The organism is Bacillus sp. FSL K6-1366 (assembly GCF_037976695.1).
Classification (GTDB): Bacteria; Bacillota; Bacilli; order Bacillales; family Bacillaceae; genus Bacillus; species Bacillus subtilis.
Genome location: NZ_CP150268.1, coordinates 1,266,918 through 1,284,195 on the forward strand (window position 1 = coordinate 1,266,918; position 17,278 = coordinate 1,284,195).

The following is a 17,278-nucleotide window of genomic DNA, read 5'->3' on the forward strand; positions in this document are numbered from 1 at the left end:
AAGGCACCTTGATCAAATAAGGTACCTGCAGACTATCAATATGGAAGTAAAAACCCAATAAAGATGCGGATTGTCCTATTTGAAATAGAACCTTAATCCCATGTAAACCTTTGATTTTGCCAAGGATCGCCTCTCATGTGATAGCCATTCCGCTCCCAAAAGCCAGGGTGATTTTCTTTCGTAAATTGGATGCCGCGCAGCCACTTGGCGCTTTTCCAAAAATACAGATGCGGAAATACACCCCGCAGCGGAAAGCCGTGTTCAGGGGTTAAAGGTTCGCCATTATGCGCATAAGCCAGAAGGGAAGTTTCCGCTAAGAAATCATCAAGCGGCAGATTGGTCGTCCAGCCCTCTTCAGCATGTAAAATGACGTAGCCCGCTTCTTCTTTTACACCCGCTTTTTCCGCTATATCACAAGCCCGCACGCCTTGCCACACATTATCAAGCCTTGACCATCCCGTGACGCAATGAATGTCGTTTTTCGATTCATACCTTGGAAAGGCTTTGACATCTTCAAAGCTTAGCAGCATCGGATGGTCAACCAAACCGTATACTTGAAGATTCCATTTCGTCATATCTTCGTAATATGGGACATCTCCGGTATGAAGCACAGGAAATGAAGTGGTGACGTTTTGATTTGGCGGCACTCTTCCAGATTGATCGGACTGTCTTGTTTTTCCGAAATACATATGGGCCTCCTTTTTGTTAACCTAAATTAAAATCATGTTGACAATCTTTTTGTTCTTTATTACTCTATGATTGTGTATGTCAACCTAAGGGGGAACAACGATGAAACAACGTAAACTTCGTGCGGGAGATATGGCGCTGATTGGCATGTTCACCGCACTTATGGCTGTCGGGGCCAACATTACATCAGTAGCACCCTTTTTACAAGTAGCCGGCATTCCGCTTTCGATGCAGCCGTTTTTCTGTCTCTTGGCAGCTTTGCTTCTTGGCAGCAAACGGGCAGCGATTGCCATGATTGTATATGTACTTGTCGGATTGGCCGGAGCGCCTGTGTTTGCTCAATTTTCAGCAGGCTTCGCACCGTTTGCAGGGAAAAGCGGCGGGTTTATTATCTCATACATCCCGGCAGCATTTGCAGCGGGTTGGTTTTTAGAACGAAACATTCAGCCAAGTAAAATTCGATTTCTCATTGCTTCACTTATCGGAACGGCGATCATGTATCTCATCGGCACTACCTATATGTATCTTGCACTGAAGCTGTGGATTCATACGCCAGTGAGCTACGGCACGGCTTGGGGCTTTATGATTTGGTTTATGGTAAAAGATACAGCGCTGGCTGTGATACTGTCGTTTATCGCACCAGCAATCTACCGCTCTATTCATAAAGCAACCGGCTTTAACAGAAATCACATATCGTCCATGTAAAACCGTTCTATTGGACGGTTTTTTTATCATAACGAGAAAAGGCTCCCCAGTAAAGGGGAGCCTTTTTCCTATAAAACAAGCGCTGCAATCCAGCCAAAGATGACAAGCGGAATATTATAAAATATAAATGTCGGCACACAAGTATCCCAAATGTGGTGATGCTGGCCGTCCGCACTCAAACCTGAAGTCGGCCCAAGCGTACTGTCACTGGCAGGTGAACCGGCATCGCCAAGCGCAGCAGCAGCCCCGATAATCGCAATCGTTGCCATCGGGCTGAATCCAAGCTGCATGCATAGAGGCACGAAAATGGTTGTGATAACAGGAATCGTCGCAAAAGAAGATCCGATCCCCATTGTAATTAATAAGCCGACAATGAGCATCAGCAATGCGCCCAAGGACTGACTGTGTCCGATAAAACCAGCTGACGTTTTGACCAGTGACTCGACATCTCCGGTTTTCGTCAATACGTTTGAAAACCCGGCTGCAACAAGCATGACAAAGCCGATAAAGGCCATTAAAACCATTCCATCAGTAATCAGTGAGTCCGCTTCATCACGCTTCATCACACCGCTGACAAACAGAACAATCAGACCAGCGAGCGCCCCCATAATCATTCCTTCTACTCCCAAAGTCTGAGATAAGTAAAGCTGGACGCCGAGTGACACAACAATGGCTAGAACCGCGATACCAATACTTTTTCTCGTATATGGCGATGCTTCTGCACCTGAAATGTCTTTTGTTTCATATTGTTTCGGTTTACGGTATACGATCACTGATAAAATAAGGCCGACAACCATACCTGCAACTGGAATAATCAGTGCGTACGGAATATCAGCAAGCGGAACGTTTAACCCGGCATCCGCCATATTGTCCTTCAGCATGCCTTGGAAGATTTGGCCGAAACCGACCGGAAGCAAAATATAAGGAGCCGTTAAGCCAAATGTAATTACACACGCGATCAGACGGCGGTCCATTTCAAGTTCATTAAAGATTTTCAAAAGCGGCGGAATCAGCACCGGGATAAACGCGATGTGAACCGGAACGACGTTTTGCGAAAAACAAGATACAATTAAAATAATCAGCACAATCAGCACCTTAGACAGTGCTTTTTTTCGAGAATCTTCTTTATTTCCGATTAATTTAACGGAGGCTTCCACCATTGCGTCCGGAAGACCCGTTTTCGTCAAAGCGGCGGCAAACGCGCCAAGCATGGCATAGCTAACTGCAACGGTGGCATTTCCGCCGAGACCGTCTGTGAAAGCTTTAACCGTTTCGCCAAGACCGAGCCCGCCTGTTAACCCGCCGGCCAAGGCGCCTATAATTAATGCGATAACAATATTGACACGCAGCAGGCTTAATACAAGCATAAGCAGGACTGCGATGACGACTGCATTCATGATGATACCCCTCCAAAAATCCTTTAGTTTGCTAATGTAGTAGATAAATAAAGTACGAACGTATCGTATCATAACCGATCCACTTTAGTCAACTAAAGATTTCGGAAGAAAAAATCCCTGCCGCATCATACAGCAGGGATTTTTCATTACTCGTTTTTATCTTCTTCCAATGTAAATCGCTCCGCAAGTGTAGCTAGTGTTCTTGCCATAACGCCAGTAGCCCCGGCCGGCCCGAAGCAGGTTGCTTTATTGGCAGTCGCTGTTCCTGCAATATCAAGGTGAACCCAAGGTGTTGACTCAGCGAATTCACCAAGAAACGTTCCTGCCATAATCGCATGTCCCTCGCGTCCCGGTGAATTGTTGAGATCCGCCATTTGGCTGCTTTTCACGCGTTTTTTATCCTTCTCTGTTATCGGCAGCTGCCAGATCGCCTCGCCGCACTCTTGTGCAGCATCAGCTACCTGCTGGTAAAAGCTTTGATCATTTGTCATTGCACCGGTTGTTTCTGTTCCTAATGCCACAACGACGCCGCCGGTAAGCGTAGCTACATCGACAAGAACTGATGCGCCATGCTGTTTCGCGTATGTAATGCCATCTGCAAGCACTAGCCTTCCTTCAGCATCCGTATTAAGGATTTCTATTGTTTTTCCGCTTAAAGATACGATCACGTCATCCGGCTTCATGGCCCCGCCGGAGATCATATTATCGGTTGATGGAATAACGCACAGCACGTTTTGTTCAGGACGAAGCTCTCCGATCGTTTCCATAGCCCCGAGAACCGCAGCTGCTCCTCCCATATCTGATTTCATGCCAACAATTCCAGATTTCGTTTTAATGGAGTAGCCGCCTGTGTCAAAGGTAATTCCTTTCCCGACTAGTCCGACGACGTCTTCCCATTCCTTTTTGCCCTGATATTTCAACACAATCATTTTCGGCGGTTCGGTGGAGCCTTGGTTTACCGCAAGTATTCCGCCCATACCGAGCTCTTCCATCTCTGATTTCTCCAATATCTCACACTCAAAATCATATTTCGCCGCAAGCTCTTCAGCATACGAAGCGAGGTCAGTCGCTGTCAGCATGTTTCCCGGCATATTCACAAGCGTTCTAGCCGAATTTGTCCCTTGTCCGTATGCCTGGCCGACGCGAAGCCCGGCCTGCACTTCCTGTGTATCTTCATCTGTTACAACATACACGGCTTCAATTTGTTTGTCAGGCTCATTTGATTTGTGCTTATAATCCTGCACCTCATAGGAAGCAAGCAGGCAGCTCTCAGCTAAAGCATGAGCGGCATCGGCTGGAGGCACGTCTTCCGAAATAAACGTATCAAGCAGGACAGCAGTTTCTTGTTTTCGATCTTTATGAATGGCTTGAAAAACATGAGCAAAACGTTCCTTCGCCTGTTCAAACGAATAATTAGCTTCTCTCCCCAGACCAACGAAATAAATCCGTTTCATACCCGCAGAAGATGGAGGGAATACTTTTGATACTTGATTCGGTTTCGCAGAGACATCACCCTCTTTTAAAAGCTGTGTCAGATGGCCTTCGAGCATTTCATCAATTTCCAACGCTTTTCCTGTCAGCTGGCTTTTTTGAAAAAGCCCGACCACAAGGGTTTCTGTATGCTCTGATTGTTGAACCGCATAAAACATGAGGCTTACACTCCTAACGTAATGGGTATTTGTAATGAACAATGGTATAATAGGAAAAACATTCTTTCCACTATACTTATTTTAACAAACAACAGTCTAAGACTTGCTTTTTTCTTTTGAAACACGAAGGATTTTTCAAATAGAAAGGATGTCGCCGATGGAACTTTTAACGAATTTTCCTTTATTATCAAGCCTGGCCGCAATTATTTTTGCTCAGGTCATCAAAGTGCCCATACAGTTTATCGTGTCCAGAAAACTGGACTGGTCGCTGGTCACAAGCACAGGCGGCATGCCCAGCTCTCACTCCGCAGCGGTCACTGCGCTTTCTACAGGCGTAGCCTTGGAGCATGGATTAGACTCCTCACTCTTTGCGGTTTCTGCCATTTTCGCCGTCATAACCATGTTTGACGCCACTGGCGTCAGACGTCACGCCGGTGAGCAGGCAACAGTCATTAATAAGCTTGTTATTGATTTTAACCGTTTCGTAAATGAAGCGAAGGACTTCCCTAAGGCTGCAGAGAAAGAAAAGCAAAAAAAGCTGAAAGAGCTTCTCGGACATCAGCCGATCGAAGTCTTTTTCGGAGGATTAACAGGTATTTTACTGACATTGGCACTCGCTTACTTTTTCATGTAAAAAAACGCTCCTGCTTTCGCTGGAGCGTTTTATTCTTTCACAGTTTTATATTGATTTCTGAACACTTGCAAGGATTTTGTTTCATTGAGCTTCTCAAGCTCATCCTCGGTAATCTTTCCCGTTCCCTTTTTAATCACATATACATCAAGGGTTTTTTTGCCCCATTCATTGTATACATCTTTGACTGTCTCAAAGTACAGATCAAGGCGGTTTCCCTTAATAGCTGATCCTGTGTCGGCCACAACTCCGAGACCGTAGTTCGGAATGAATAAAATTGTTCCGATCGGGAAAACGGACGGGTCAGCAGCAACCGTGGAATATAAATCCCGTTTCACTTTCACACCTGAATATGTAAGCCCGTATAATGGATCACCGGGATTTTTGCCCGTCGACTCAGCTCCTGCTGTGTAGCCTGTTGCTGTTACTCTTTGGACTGGATATTCATCCCAATCAAATGCCTCTTCTAACGGTTTTGTTTTATCCTCAGCCGCGGACGTGGTTTGTGTTTGTTTCTGCTGCAATGCTTTTAATGTCAGTCCTGCATGCTTCAAGTGCTTTTCCTGATGTTCCTGCACCCATTTTGACAAGTCCTTCGCTTCAATTCCTGACACTGATAAAAATGTCGTGCCAAATGCAAGCAGAAATAAACAGGTCATCAGCAAACGTCTGATCATATTCAACATCATTCACCTCTCCTCCGAATCATTGTTCCCAAGTGGAGAGAGCATTATTCAAAATGATGAATGAGCTGAACGCATAAAAAAAGCTTTCTTTAGAAGAAAGCGGCATTTAAAACATTTGATATCCTCTTTTTCTGAGCATGTTGATCGCTATACCGGACACGATGGCGCCGGCCAAACCGCTGGCTAAAATCAGCACATCGGCAGCCGCTAATGATAAGACACGATGAAACAGGCTGGCAAAGGATTCTCCCGGCGACTGGACATAGCTGATCAGCTTTTCTTTGCTGATAATGAAAAGGCATACAATCGGATAAATCACAGCCATAATCCAAGACATTCTCAGCAGCATGTTTAATAAGAAACCGATTCCAAAAAACAAGACAAAAAATAAAACAATTGAGATGATTACGACTGGCAGACTAATCAACCTATTCCACCCCCCTGCGTTGTTTTTAGTGTAACGCGGGGGCTGAAATAAAGTCAACGGCTGGAAAAAGAATGACTGTCTTTTCCTGTCCCCTGGCAAGACGGACAAGTCTCTGAACCGCCGAGAATCAATTGAAAATATCCTTTCCCTGAACAAAATGGGCATGCATGTGAAGCGGTTGTCGTTGCAGTTTTCATCTAATCATCACCCTTTTTCTTAATTTTCTGATAATATACCATATCAAGCTGTCAACAATAAAGTCAGATCATGTGACAAATCTTTTGATGTAAGCGGAAACATACTTATTTTCCTCTCATTCTCTTTTTATTTTGGCGTTTTTTAATAAAGAAAACCCGCTTCCGCGGGTTTTTAGAAAAACTTGAACTTGCCTTTTTTCAGTGTCAATCCGAGTCCGCCAATCATAAACAGCGAGCGGTTATCAATGACTTTTTTCATAAACGAAGCCGGCGTGCCTTTCAGCTTTCTGCCATAAACAACCCCAACCGCGTTATGCTCGCCAAGAGAAGCCACTGTTCCCTTAATGTCCGGCTTGAATTCCTCAAGCTCTCCGCCTTTAATAAGCCTGCCAAGGTTTTTAGCGACCGTTATGCCCTGCTGCATTGCAATTTGCGCAGTCGGCGGATACGGGCGCTCTGTATCTTCATTCATAAACAGCGAGCTGTCGCCGAGAATAAAGACATTGTCATGTCCCGGGGCGCGGAGATCAGGGTTGACTTTGACTCGGCCGCGCATATTCTCAAAACCGGCTTCCTCCACAATCGGATGGCCGCGGACACCTGCCGCCCATACAACGGTTTGCGATTTGATCTGCTCTGGTTCTTCATCTTTTTTGCCGACTCTGACTCCTTCTGGTGTACATTCTTGTACAGCCGTTCCGATCTTGAACTCAACTCCGTTTTCCTCAAGATAATGTACGGCGTAATCAACAAGTTCCGGATCAAAGCCCGGCAAAACGGTCGGCGCTGCTTCCACACAAATGATGCGGACAAGGCTTCTGTCAACGTCATATTCCTTACAGAGCTCCGGCACGCGAGCAGCCAGTTCGCCAAGAAATTCAATTCCCGTAAATCCGGCACCGCCAACAACGATCGTTAACCTGTCCGGCCGTTTTTCCGCTTCCGTATTGTAAGTCGCAAACTGCAGCTCAATATGTTCCCGCAGCAGGCGCGACGTGTTGATGTTGGCAATCGGAAACGCATATTCTTTTAAGCCTTTAATGCCGAACGTTTCAGGCACGGCGCCGAGCCCGATGACTAAATAATCGTACTGCAGTTCTCCATTCGCAAGCACAACTTTTTTATCATCAATTTTGATTGCCTTTACGGTATCCTGTACAAAATTCACCCGTGACTGGTTGATTACATCTTTTATCTGATAACGGCAGCGGTCATGATGGAGCGTACCCGCGCTCGCTTCATGCATCCATGTCGTTTCATAATGATAATTGTGTTTATTTACAAGCGTAATGTCAGCATCATTCGGCCCGACATACTTCGTCAGCCTTGTCACCGTCATCAATCCGCCATATCCTGCACCTAAAATCACGATTTTGGGCTTATTCAATGCCATCACATCCACCTTCTCTTTTTTTGCTTTTGTTAGACCCATAATAAAATCATCATTTGTGTTAGCTTCAGCTTATTGGCGGGATTTTATGAAATATATTGAAAAGTTTTTTGTGAAGTCCTTACCCGTAGCACTATTATCATGTTTATCCGGCTGGCCCAAGAAACATTCAGAAAAAGATCATTTCATTTGGTTATTATCGTAGCGGCCTGCGGAAATATTTTCAAGAACGGATGGGCACGTTAGATCCTTACGATTTTTTCTGCTGACTCGTCAATTTGAACGGCAATATGGTATAATTAATAACAATTTTCATTTAGGAGGCAATTTTCGTATGCGAGAGGATACAAAGGTTTATGATATTACAATTATAGGCGGGGGACCGGTCGGCTTATTCACCGCTTTTTACGGCGGGATGAGACAGGCAAGCGTCAAAATTATCGAAAGCCTGCCTCAGCTCGGCGGACAGCTTAGCGCCCTATACCCTGAGAAGTATATATATGATGTAGCGGGATTCCCGAAAATCCGCGCCCAAGAGCTTATCAATAACCTAAAAGAGCAAATGGCAAAATTCGACCAAACCATTTGTCTGGAGCAAGCGGTTGAATCTGTTGAGAAACAAGCGGACGGCGTGTTTAAGCTTGTAACAAATGAAGAAACCCACTACTCTAAAACGGTCATCATCACTGCAGGAAACGGCGCATTCAAACCGAGAAAGCTGGAACTTGAAAATGCCGAGCAGTATGAAGGCAAAAACCTCCATTACTTCGTTGATGATCTGCAAAAATTCGCCGGCAGACGCGTTGCGATCCTTGGCGGTGGAGATTCCGCGGTTGACTGGGCGCTTATGCTTGAGCCAATCGCAAAAGAAGTATCGATCATTCACCGCCGCGACAAGTTCCGTGCGCACGAGCACAGTGTGGAAAACCTTCATGCGTCGAAGGTTAATGTCCTGACACCATTCGTACCTGCGGAGCTGATCGGCGAAGGCAAAATCGAACAGCTAGTGCTTGAAGAAGTGAAAGGCGACCGCAAAGAGATTTTAGAAATTGATGACTTAATCGTCAACTACGGTTTCGTTTCATCTCTTGGACCGATCAAAAACTGGGGCCTGGACATCGAGAAAAATTCCATTGTCGTAAAATCAACAATGGAAACAAATATCGAAGGCTTCTTTGCAGCAGGTGACATTTGTACATACGAAGGAAAAGTCAACCTGATTGCCAGCGGCTTCGGCGAGGCACCGACAGCAGTGAACAACGCCAAGGCTTACATGGACCCGAAAGCCCGCGTACAGCCTCTTCACTCAACAAGTCTTTTTGAAAATAAATAATAAAAAAAGGAGCTTGTGTCTGCGACACAGCTCCTTTTTTATTTGAAGATATTTATATAATTCAATGCAGTTCCTACAACCAGCGCAATCACAAGGGCTGCGACTACCCAGATCATTGCCATAATAATGCGGTCCTGAATCTTTTGGGACTTCGGTGTTTTTTCTTCGTTTTGGGCCATCTTATTCGCTCCTTTCCCATGTCCATGCCATAAAGAAAGCCTGGTGCTGAACGACCAAGCTTTGCTGAACGTATATCATTCGCGTTTTGATCCGCTCTCTAAGACCATTCGTTAAAACTATGATACCTAAACTCACCCTGCATGACAAGCTTCGGCACTTGCACCACACCTGCCAGCAAATCATAATGTTTGACATCCTAAATAAAACAGAGTACATTATAGAAGGCGAACATTTCATATATTATACTTTTAAATATTCGTTTTTAGGAGTGAAAACCATGGAAAACGTATTTGATTACGAAGATATTCAGCTAATTCCTGCAAAATGCATTGTAAATAGCCGTTCAGAATGTGATACATCCGTACGTTTAGGCGGACGTACATTTAAATTACCCGTCGTTCCTGCCAATATGCAGACGATTATAGATGAGAAGCTAGCGATTCAATTAGCCGAAAATGGCTACTTTTATGTCATGCACCGATTTGAGCCTGAGACACGAATTGATTTTATTAAAGATATGAACGCACGCGGGTTATTCTCTTCTATCAGCGTGGGCGTCAAAGATGAGGAGTATGAATTTGTCCGCCAGCTGGCAGAAGAAAACCTGACTCCTGAATACGTGACAATTGACATTGCTCACGGGCACTCAAATGCTGTCATTGAAATGATCCAGCACCTTAAAAAACATTTGCCGGACAGCTTTGTTATTGCTGGCAACGTCGGAACGCCAGAAGCAGTCAGAGAGCTTGAAAATGCGGGAGCGGATGCCACTAAAGTCGGCATCGGACCGGGAAAAGTATGTATTACGAAAATCAAAACCGGCTTCGGCACAGGCGGCTGGCAATTAGCAGCGCTGCGCTGGTGTGCCAAGGCTGCCAGCAAACCGATTATCGCGGATGGCGGCATCCGCACCCATGGCGACATTGCAAAATCAATCAGATTCGGCGCAACGATGGTCATGATCGGTTCACTATTTGCCGGACACGAAGAATCGCCAGGCCAAACGATCGAAAAAGACGGAAAGCTTTACAAGGAGTACTTCGGCTCAGCCTCTGAATTCCAAAAAGGCGAAAAGAAAAATGTCGAAGGCAAAAAAATGCACGTGGCGCATAAAGGCTCAATCAAGGATACACTGATTGAAATGGAGCAGGATCTTCAATCTTCTATTTCTTATGCAGGCGGAACAAAGCTTGACGCCATCCGCAATGTGGATTATGTGATCGTGAAGAATTCCATTTTTAATGGGGATAAATATTAATTATAAAAAAACGCCAAGTCAGCGGTTCTCCGCTTGAGTTGGCGTTTTCTGCTACTTCTTCAGCAAAGTAAGCTTATATTTGCTTTTTGAATTTATTTTCCATCAGTTCTGCCATTTGTTTTGCATTTGGATTTTCTTCATTTTGCAACTGTTCAATGATGTTCATATAATCCGTTTCATTTCGGTTCTGGCTTAATTTATATGCCGCTTGAATGTCTTCCACCTTAATCTTAAATCCAACGATACCTTTCAATTCACGTTCTAAGAGTTTTGGAGAAAGCTTATCCCATAAAACAGGATTGTCACGATGTTTTTCGTATTTCTCCAGCATGATTGTTAATTCTTCTGCTAATTCATCTTTCTCTAACATACTTGCTTTTCCATACATGTGGACAGCCTGATAATTCCACGTCGGAACATTTTCGCGCGAATACCAGGAAGAAGAAATATAAGCGTGCGGTCCCTGAAACATCACAAGCACATCTTCACAGGCTTCAAACGTTCTCCACTGAGGATTTCCATAAGCGAAATGCCCCGTAATATAGTAATGATCATCTTTTTTATTGAATCCTAACGGCAAATGTGTGGCAATTGGTTTTCCTTGTTCTGTTGTGACAACCGTACCAAAGGAGTTTTCTTGTACAAAATTCCAAATTTCTTCAGCATTTGTGACTTTAAAATATTTTGGAATATACATCATCATCCACCCTTCGAAAAATATTATATGAGTGTTTTAGCCATGATTAAATCCGTTTGTTCTTCATCACCCATATAAAAAGAGTGGGCGCCGGTCTGAACAAACCCCATTTTCTTATAAAAGGCAATGGCATTTTCATTTTTTTCCCACACACCTAGCCAAATGTTCGTTTTATTACGTTCCAGCGCAATTTCTATCGCTTTATTCAACAGATGTTTGCCAAGCCCATGTTTTTGAAAGCTGTTCTTTATATAAATTCTCTCGATTTCAAGTGATTCAGCACCCATTTCTTCAGACTGAGCATCATCGATATTGACCTTTATATATCCAGCGATTTCATGATCAAAGTAAATAAAAAAGAATTGCGAAGACATATTGGATAACTCTTTTTCCAGCTGCTCAGTGTTAAATGCGCTTTCTAAATAGGCTTTCATATTTTCAGGTGAGTTCTGTTCTTTAAAAGTGTCATTGAATGTTTCAATACTCAATTGTTGAAGTGTTTGTAAATCTTCCCGGCTGCATTTTTTCATTTTTACACTCATTGTTCGGATTCAGCCCCTTTATTTAAAATTCAATTGTCTTGTGTCCCTTTTTAATATATTTAAACACGGAACAGGTACTGACCTTGTTACCATTCCAAAAATCTTCTTCATCATCAACCCCCTATCGTGATTTTGTTGTAAATGCAATAAAATATACTCCGCATTAAATATAGCGTAACTTTGCTGTATTTACAACAAAAATCAAACAACAATGCAGCGTTTCTCTTGCCAAAGTCCCCGGAACTCTCTGCATCATTTCCCCATAATAAAAACGCCTCCCTTAACGATGATTTATCGCTAAGAAAAGCGTCAGTAATAGTTGCTATCCGTTTTTAGTGCTTAGCACTCTTCAGGCTTGCCTGCATTCGTTGCTGTTCTGAACGAAGAACCGCAGCCGCATGAAGCGATGGCGTTTGGATTGTCGATGGTGAAGCCGCCGCCGAGCATGGATTGTTTATAATCAATCACGGTGCCGTTCATGATGTCAAGGCTTTCTTTGTCAACTAGAACAGTGATGCCGTGCTGATCAAACACACTGTCTGATTCACTCTTTTCATGCTCAAAGCCCATGCCGTAAGAAAGTCCGCTGCAGCCGCCGCCTTTGACGCCTACACGCAGAAACGCGTTTTCTTCTTCATGCTCTTTCATCATATCTTTTATATGCAAAGCTGCTGCTTCTGTAATTGTTACCGGGTTGCTCATCATTGTGAACCTCCTTTTAAAAACCGGTTGCTGTCTTTTATTATAAACATGATCGTTCCAATTCTCAAACAAGGTGTTTTACAAGAAATAGACACCCTCACAAACGGTTTCAGCCGGCCCTGTCATCATTACATGGCCGTTATCTTTCCAGTTTATCACCAAATCCCCGCCTGCTAAATGCACCGTGATGTCTTGATTTCGCTTTGATACGCCGTTTAATACAGATGCGACCGCCGCTGCACATGCTCCTGTCCCGCATGCCTGAGTAATCCCTGATCCCCGTTCCCAGACGCGGAAATGCAATTCTTGTTCATTCACGGTTTCAACGAATTCCACATTGATGCCTTCCGGAAATCTCGGATCTTTCTCAATCACCGGCCCCAGTGTCGTTAAGGGTGCCTGTTCAATGTCTGCGATCGGAAAAACGATATGCGGATTTCCCATTGAAACGGCAGTGCCTGTTAGTTCTACTTCACCAAATGCCATCGTTTCATTGATTGTGTGCTCTTCCCCGCCGTCAAGCATCGGGAGCTCGGATTTTGTCAAGCGAGGTTCGCCCATATCGACAGTGACCACATTCACTTTTCCGTTTTCGACTTGAACCTCCGCTTTCACAAGCCCGGAAAGAGTTTCAATCAGAAAAGATGTTTCCTCAACCAGCTTATGCTCATATGCGTATTTTGCGACGCAGCGCAGGCCGTTGCCGCAGTTTTTCCCTTCAGACCCGTCATTATTAAAAATCCGCATTTTAACAGGCGCTTGGTCTGATGGGCATATCAGGATCATTCCGTCGGATCCGATCCCTGTATAAACAGAAGAAACCTGAATTGCAATCTCTGACAGTTTTTCTTCTGGAAGCTGTTCTTCAAATTGATTCACATAAATATAACTGTTTCCCAGGCCGTGCATTTTGGTAAATCGAAATGAGTTCATAGGTGCCTCCAACTTTTTTTCTTTTTCTTAGTATAAAAGCTATTATAAGCGGACACAATACAATTATCCCCCGTTTTTCATACATAAAAGCTCCTTGCACTGACGCAAGGAGCTTTTATCGTTTATATAAACATGCCGGCAATGGCTGCGCTGAGCAGATTGGCTAATGTTCCTGCAAGAACAGCCTTCAGGCCGAGACGTGCGATATCTGAACGGCGGCTGGGCGCTAAACCGCCAAGCGTACCAAGCATAATCGCAATTGATGAAAAATTGGCGAATCCGCATAACGCGAAACTGATAATGGTAGCAGTTTTCTTAGAAAACTCGCCGATGTGCGGACCGAAGTTAGAATAAGCGACAAACTCATTCAGCACCAATTTCTGGCCGATATAGCTTCCCGCCTGCAATGCTTCATGCCAAGGCACGCCAATCAAAAAGGCGATAGGAGAAAACACATAGCCGAGAATGGATTCTAATGTTACGCCTTTTAAACCGAACAAGCCGAAAGCCCCGCCGAGAATACCGTTTACTACAGCGATTAACGCAACAAACGCAAGCAGCATCGCCCCAACATTTAACGCAATTTGCAGTCCTGTTGACGCTCCCTTTGCAGCTGCGTCAATGACATTGGCTGCGCCTTCGCCTTCATCCATTTTGAAATCGCTTTTTACGGTTTGCGTTTTTTCCGTTTCGGGTATAATCAATTTACCAAAGACTAGTCCAGCTGGAGCAGCCATAAAGCTGGCCGCCAGCAAGTACTCAATCGGAATACCGAGAAGCGCGTACCCAAACAAGGTAGATCCCGCTACTGCCGATAGACCGCTCGTCATAATCGTAAACAACTCAGAGCGCGTCAGCCCGGCAATCAGGGGTTTGATCACTAACGGAGATTCTGATTGTCCTACAAAAATATTGGCAGCAGCCGCCAGAGATTCCGTTTTGCTTGTTCCAAGGAGCTTCGACAATCCGCCGCCAATGACACGGAAAACGAGCTGCATGATTTTCAAATGATATAAAACTGCAATCAGTGCTGAGAAGAAAATGATAACGGGCAGTACACTTAATGCAAATGCCGGACTGTCTCCGACCTTTAGAAGCGGTCCAAAAATAAAACTGATGCCTTCATTCGCATAGTCAATCAGAAGCTGTACACGGCTTGAAAACCATAAAAAAACAGCGCGTCCCGCTTCCCATTTCAACACGATGTATCCAAACGCCACCTGTGTGCATACACCAACGATGACGGTTCTTATCTTAATATTGCTTTTCTTTTCTGAAAATAAAAACGCGATAGCAATGATCGCAACTGCGCCCAGCAGCCCCCACAGAACATTCATGAATACTCGTACACCTCTTAAATTTTATTTAAAAAAATATCTTTTATACGATAACAATAATATTTTTTGATGTCTACACATTTTTTTAGTTCTTTTGTACGGCAAAATAAAAAAGGGCCTGTCCAGGCCCTTTTCTTTAAAACATTGGATTTTCTTCAATAAAGGTATATATATTCTCAACAAGCTCAGCAGGCGTTTCACCCATGACGACTTCTCCGTTTACCAGAGCGAAAAGCGATTCCATGCATGTCCCGCAGTAGCTTAAGCAGCCATATTCAAGGACATCAAGGTTGGGATCCTTCTCCAAAATCGCCCGGGCTTCCTGAGAGCCGTGAGCCAGATTGCTGACACAAAATTCAATCATTGGATTCATGCGGTTTCACCTCACATATGTCCATTATCGCGAATTTTTCACTATTCGTCAAAGACAACGGATGATTCAAAATTTATTATCGTAACATATTATTTCTCAAATAACGTTTTACTAATTTGTGTTTTCAGGCTAAATTGTAGGTTATTTTGAAACTATTATTGTGATTTTAGATCAAATTCGATATAATTCTAGATGTTATTTTACATAGTTCGTATTTTCTTCAATGTATCTATCATACTCTTCGGATTAAAGGGGAATTCAAATGAAAAAATTGGTCTTGATCGGCGGAGGTTACGGGAACATGCGCGTTCTTCATCGCTTATTGCCAAACCAGCTGCCTGATGATGTTTCAATCACGTTAATTGACAGAAATCCTTATCACTGCTTGAAAACAGAATATTATGCCCTTGCCGCAGGCACAATTTCTGACCATCATATCAGAGTGTCATTCCCAGAGCACCCTCGCCTGGATGTCCAATACGGTGATATCACATCAATTGATATTGTACAAAAACAAGTGCTGTTCCAAGATCGTGAACCGATTTCTTACGATGACGCCGTAATCGGGCTCGGCTGTGAGGATAAATATCACAACGTGCCGGGAGCGCCTGAATTCACCTACAGTATTCAAACCATCGATCAGTCCCGCGAAACCTACCAAAAGCTGAATAATCTGAGCGCTAATGCCACCGTCGCCATTGTCGGAGCGGGCTTAAGCGGCGTTGAGCTTGCAAGTGAATTGAGAGAAAGCCGTGATGACCTGAACATTATTTTGTTCGACCGCGGTAATCTCATTTTATCAAGCTTTCCCGAGCGTTTAAGCAAATATGTGCAAAAATGGTTCGAAGAGCACGGTGTCCGCATTATTAACAGGGCAAATATCACAAAAGTAGAAGAAGGCGTTGTGTATAACCACGATGATCCGATTTCTGCAGACGCCATCGTGTGGACAGCCGGCATCCAGCCAAACAAAGTCGTCAGAGACTTGGATGTGGAGAAGGACGCACAAGGGCGTATTGTATTAACGCCTCATCATAATCTTCCAGGTGATGAACATCTGTACGTTGTCGGCGATTGCGCCAGCCTTCCTCATGCACCGAGCGCCCAGCTGGCAGAGGCTCAAGCAGAGCAGATTGTCCAAATCTTGCAAAAACGCTGGAATGGAGAAGCCCTGCCTGAATCAATGCCGCAGTTTAAGCTGAAAGGCGTCCTCGGTTCACTCGGAAAAAAAGCCGGCTTCGGGCTTGTTGCTGACCGTCCGCTGATCGGCCGTGTTCCGCGTATGCTGAAATCCGGCTTGCTGTGGATGTATAAACACCATAACGGTTAATGATAGAGAAGAACCGCTGATCAAGTCAGCGGTTTTCTGTATACCCATGCTTCTCCATTTCCTCATAAACGTCTTTTAATTTTGGATTGCCTTCACCGACAATTTTGTCTTCTACAAGCACAAGCGGATAAAAATACTCGTCATTTCTGATTTTTTCCGCAAGCTCTTTCGCATGTTCATTGTCAGGCGGCTCATGAATATCGATGTACTGCATCTCAAAAGGCTGATTTGGATATTTTCTTTTCAGCGCAGCCTCAAGCCACTCGTATGTATCCTTGGCTGTCGGCATATTTACACAGCTCGCACAAACGTTTTCTGCCCCGTACACGCTTAGCATGACTGGTTTCATCACTTGTAGACGCCCCCTTCTCCTATGTAAGTCCTTTCTTTTAAGTATACAGAGCCTAAGGGCGTTTTTATAGAAAAAAACCGTTTTTGTGTTGAAGTCTGAATGTGCTATAATAGGGAAAGCAACTTTGCAAACCAAACAATAGATTTTTATTGTTACACTGAATATAATGGTTTTATGACGACGAAAGGAGCGAATGTCATGACTGAAGTTGAAATGAAAGAACAGGTGCAGGAAGTACTGGACAAACTTCGTCCGTTTTTACTTCGTGACGGCGGTGACTGTGAGCTTGTAGACGTAGATGAAGGTATCGTTAAGCTTCGTCTTCTAGGCGCATGCGGCAGCTGCCCAAGTTCAACAATTACGTTGAAAGCCGGAATTGAGCGCGCTCTTCTTGAAGAAGTGCCGGGTGTCGTTGAAGTAGAACAAGTCTTTTAATAAAGCAGCCAGGCTGATATTTGATCAGCCTGGCTTT

The 17,278-nt window shown here is 44.2% G+C and carries 21 protein-coding genes; 6 read left to right on the forward strand and 15 right to left on the reverse strand.

Features of this window, described 5'->3' with window-relative positions; genetic code table 11:
* Nucleotides 1-92 precede the first annotated feature (92 nt).
* Nucleotides 93-689: a sulfite oxidase-like oxidoreductase gene (locus tag MHI44_RS06765; RefSeq protein ID WP_003228739.1), complete on the reverse strand. Its 597-nt coding sequence runs from the start codon at nucleotides 687-689 to the stop codon at nucleotides 93-95.
* Between the two features lie 100 nt (nucleotides 690-789).
* On the opposite strand from MHI44_RS06765, the gene MHI44_RS06770 reads away from it, so the two are divergent.
* Complete coding sequence (locus MHI44_RS06770) at nucleotides 790-1,392, forward strand: biotin transporter BioY (RefSeq protein WP_339203180.1); 603 nt, start codon at nucleotides 790-792, stop codon at nucleotides 1,390-1,392.
* A gap of 68 nt (nucleotides 1,393-1,460) precedes the next feature.
* Here MHI44_RS06770 and MHI44_RS06775 read toward each other — a convergent pair whose 3' ends face one another.
* Nucleotides 1,461-2,789, reverse strand: a complete 1,329-nt coding sequence (locus MHI44_RS06775; protein WP_003228736.1) for a Na+/H+ antiporter family protein — start codon at nucleotides 2,787-2,789, stop codon at nucleotides 1,461-1,463.
* A gap of 146 nt (nucleotides 2,790-2,935) precedes the next feature.
* On the reverse strand, nucleotides 2,936-4,438 hold the full coding sequence (locus MHI44_RS06780) for a leucyl aminopeptidase (RefSeq protein ID WP_015251314.1): 1,503 nt from the start codon (nucleotides 4,436-4,438) through the stop codon (nucleotides 2,936-2,938).
* Between the two features lie 157 nt (nucleotides 4,439-4,595).
* On the opposite strand from MHI44_RS06780, the gene MHI44_RS06785 reads away from it, so the two are divergent.
* Entirely contained in the window at nucleotides 4,596-5,072 is a 477-nt protein-coding gene (locus MHI44_RS06785) for a divergent PAP2 family protein (RefSeq protein ID WP_003228732.1), read from the forward strand.
* A gap of 29 nt (nucleotides 5,073-5,101) precedes the next feature.
* Here MHI44_RS06785 and spsC read toward each other — a convergent pair whose 3' ends face one another.
* From spsC to MHI44_RS06805, 4 genes are all read right to left on the reverse strand, one after another.
* The gene (gene spsC, locus MHI44_RS06790; protein WP_072175151.1) at nucleotides 5,102-5,758 is read right to left on the reverse strand and encodes a stationary phase survival protein SpsC; all 657 of its coding nucleotides are present in this window, start codon (nucleotides 5,756-5,758) and stop codon (nucleotides 5,102-5,104) included.
* Nucleotides 5,759-5,861: 103 nt separating this feature from the next.
* Nucleotides 5,862-6,182: a YuiB family protein gene (locus MHI44_RS06795; RefSeq protein ID WP_003228728.1), complete on the reverse strand. Its 321-nt coding sequence runs from the start codon at nucleotides 6,180-6,182 to the stop codon at nucleotides 5,862-5,864.
* A gap of 53 nt (nucleotides 6,183-6,235) precedes the next feature.
* Nucleotides 6,236-6,379, reverse strand: a complete 144-nt coding sequence (locus MHI44_RS06800; protein ID WP_003243733.1) for a YuiA family protein — start codon at nucleotides 6,377-6,379, stop codon at nucleotides 6,236-6,238.
* Between the two features lie 172 nt (nucleotides 6,380-6,551).
* Nucleotides 6,552-7,772 carry an NAD(P)/FAD-dependent oxidoreductase gene (locus MHI44_RS06805; RefSeq protein WP_033881474.1) on the reverse strand — a complete coding sequence of 407 codons (1,221 nt, stop codon included), beginning with the start codon at nucleotides 7,770-7,772 and terminating at the stop codon, nucleotides 6,552-6,554.
* A 331-nt stretch (nucleotides 7,773-8,103) separates the two neighbouring features.
* On the opposite strand from MHI44_RS06805, the gene yumC reads away from it, so the two are divergent.
* On the forward strand, nucleotides 8,104-9,102 hold the full coding sequence (yumC, locus tag MHI44_RS06810; RefSeq protein ID WP_003228725.1) for a ferredoxin--NADP reductase 2: 999 nt from the start codon (nucleotides 8,104-8,106) through the stop codon (nucleotides 9,100-9,102).
* Between the two features lie 38 nt (nucleotides 9,103-9,140).
* Here yumC and MHI44_RS06815 read toward each other — a convergent pair whose 3' ends face one another.
* Nucleotides 9,141-9,281: a hypothetical protein gene (locus tag MHI44_RS06815; protein WP_003228723.1), complete on the reverse strand. Its 141-nt coding sequence runs from the start codon at nucleotides 9,279-9,281 to the stop codon at nucleotides 9,141-9,143.
* A gap of 278 nt (nucleotides 9,282-9,559) precedes the next feature.
* Between MHI44_RS06815 and guaC the strand changes: the two genes are divergently transcribed.
* Nucleotides 9,560-10,540, forward strand: a complete 981-nt coding sequence (guaC, locus tag MHI44_RS06820; protein ID WP_029725886.1) for a GMP reductase — start codon at nucleotides 9,560-9,562, stop codon at nucleotides 10,538-10,540.
* A 73-nt stretch (nucleotides 10,541-10,613) separates the two neighbouring features.
* Here the strand turns inward: guaC and paiB are convergent, their stop codons facing one another.
* From paiB to MHI44_RS06850, 6 genes are all read right to left on the reverse strand, one after another.
* Nucleotides 10,614-11,237, reverse strand: a complete 624-nt coding sequence (paiB, locus tag MHI44_RS06825; protein ID WP_014480733.1) for a protease synthase/sporulation negative transcriptional regulator PaiB — start codon at nucleotides 11,235-11,237, stop codon at nucleotides 10,614-10,616.
* Between the two features lie 23 nt (nucleotides 11,238-11,260).
* Entirely contained in the window at nucleotides 11,261-11,779 is a 519-nt protein-coding gene (gene paiA / locus MHI44_RS06830; RefSeq protein ID WP_192857951.1) for a spermidine/spermine N(1)-acetyltransferase, read from the reverse strand.
* Nucleotides 11,780-12,118: 339 nt separating this feature from the next.
* Entirely contained in the window at nucleotides 12,119-12,481 is a 363-nt protein-coding gene (locus tag MHI44_RS06835) for an iron-sulfur cluster assembly accessory protein (protein WP_003244166.1), read from the reverse strand.
* Between the two features lie 78 nt (nucleotides 12,482-12,559).
* Nucleotides 12,560-13,414 (reverse strand): diaminopimelate epimerase, encoded by an 855-nt coding sequence (gene dapF, locus MHI44_RS06840; RefSeq protein WP_003243745.1) that lies wholly within the window; start codon nucleotides 13,412-13,414, stop codon nucleotides 12,560-12,562.
* A gap of 122 nt (nucleotides 13,415-13,536) precedes the next feature.
* Nucleotides 13,537-14,751, reverse strand: a complete 1,215-nt coding sequence (locus MHI44_RS06845) for a NupC/NupG family nucleoside CNT transporter (RefSeq protein WP_192857952.1) — start codon at nucleotides 14,749-14,751, stop codon at nucleotides 13,537-13,539.
* 136 nt (nucleotides 14,752-14,887) lie between these two features.
* Nucleotides 14,888-15,124: a YuzB family protein gene (locus tag MHI44_RS06850; protein WP_003222913.1), complete on the reverse strand. Its 237-nt coding sequence runs from the start codon at nucleotides 15,122-15,124 to the stop codon at nucleotides 14,888-14,890.
* Nucleotides 15,125-15,386: 262 nt separating this feature from the next.
* Here MHI44_RS06850 and MHI44_RS06855 point away from each other — a divergent pair, with 262 nt between their 5' ends.
* On the forward strand, nucleotides 15,387-16,454 hold the full coding sequence (locus tag MHI44_RS06855) for an NAD(P)/FAD-dependent oxidoreductase (RefSeq protein ID WP_003228707.1): 1,068 nt from the start codon (nucleotides 15,387-15,389) through the stop codon (nucleotides 16,452-16,454).
* A gap of 25 nt (nucleotides 16,455-16,479) precedes the next feature.
* Here MHI44_RS06855 and MHI44_RS06860 read toward each other — a convergent pair whose 3' ends face one another.
* Nucleotides 16,480-16,806 carry a YuzD family protein gene (locus MHI44_RS06860; RefSeq protein WP_003242597.1) on the reverse strand — a complete coding sequence of 109 codons (327 nt, stop codon included), beginning with the start codon at nucleotides 16,804-16,806 and terminating at the stop codon, nucleotides 16,480-16,482.
* A gap of 99 nt (nucleotides 16,807-16,905) precedes the next feature.
* Between MHI44_RS06860 and MHI44_RS06865 the strand changes: the two genes are divergently transcribed.
* Nucleotides 16,906-17,241, forward strand: a complete 336-nt coding sequence (locus MHI44_RS06865) for a NifU family protein (RefSeq protein ID WP_010886606.1) — start codon at nucleotides 16,906-16,908, stop codon at nucleotides 17,239-17,241.
* The last annotated feature ends 37 nt before the right edge of the window (nucleotides 17,242-17,278 follow it).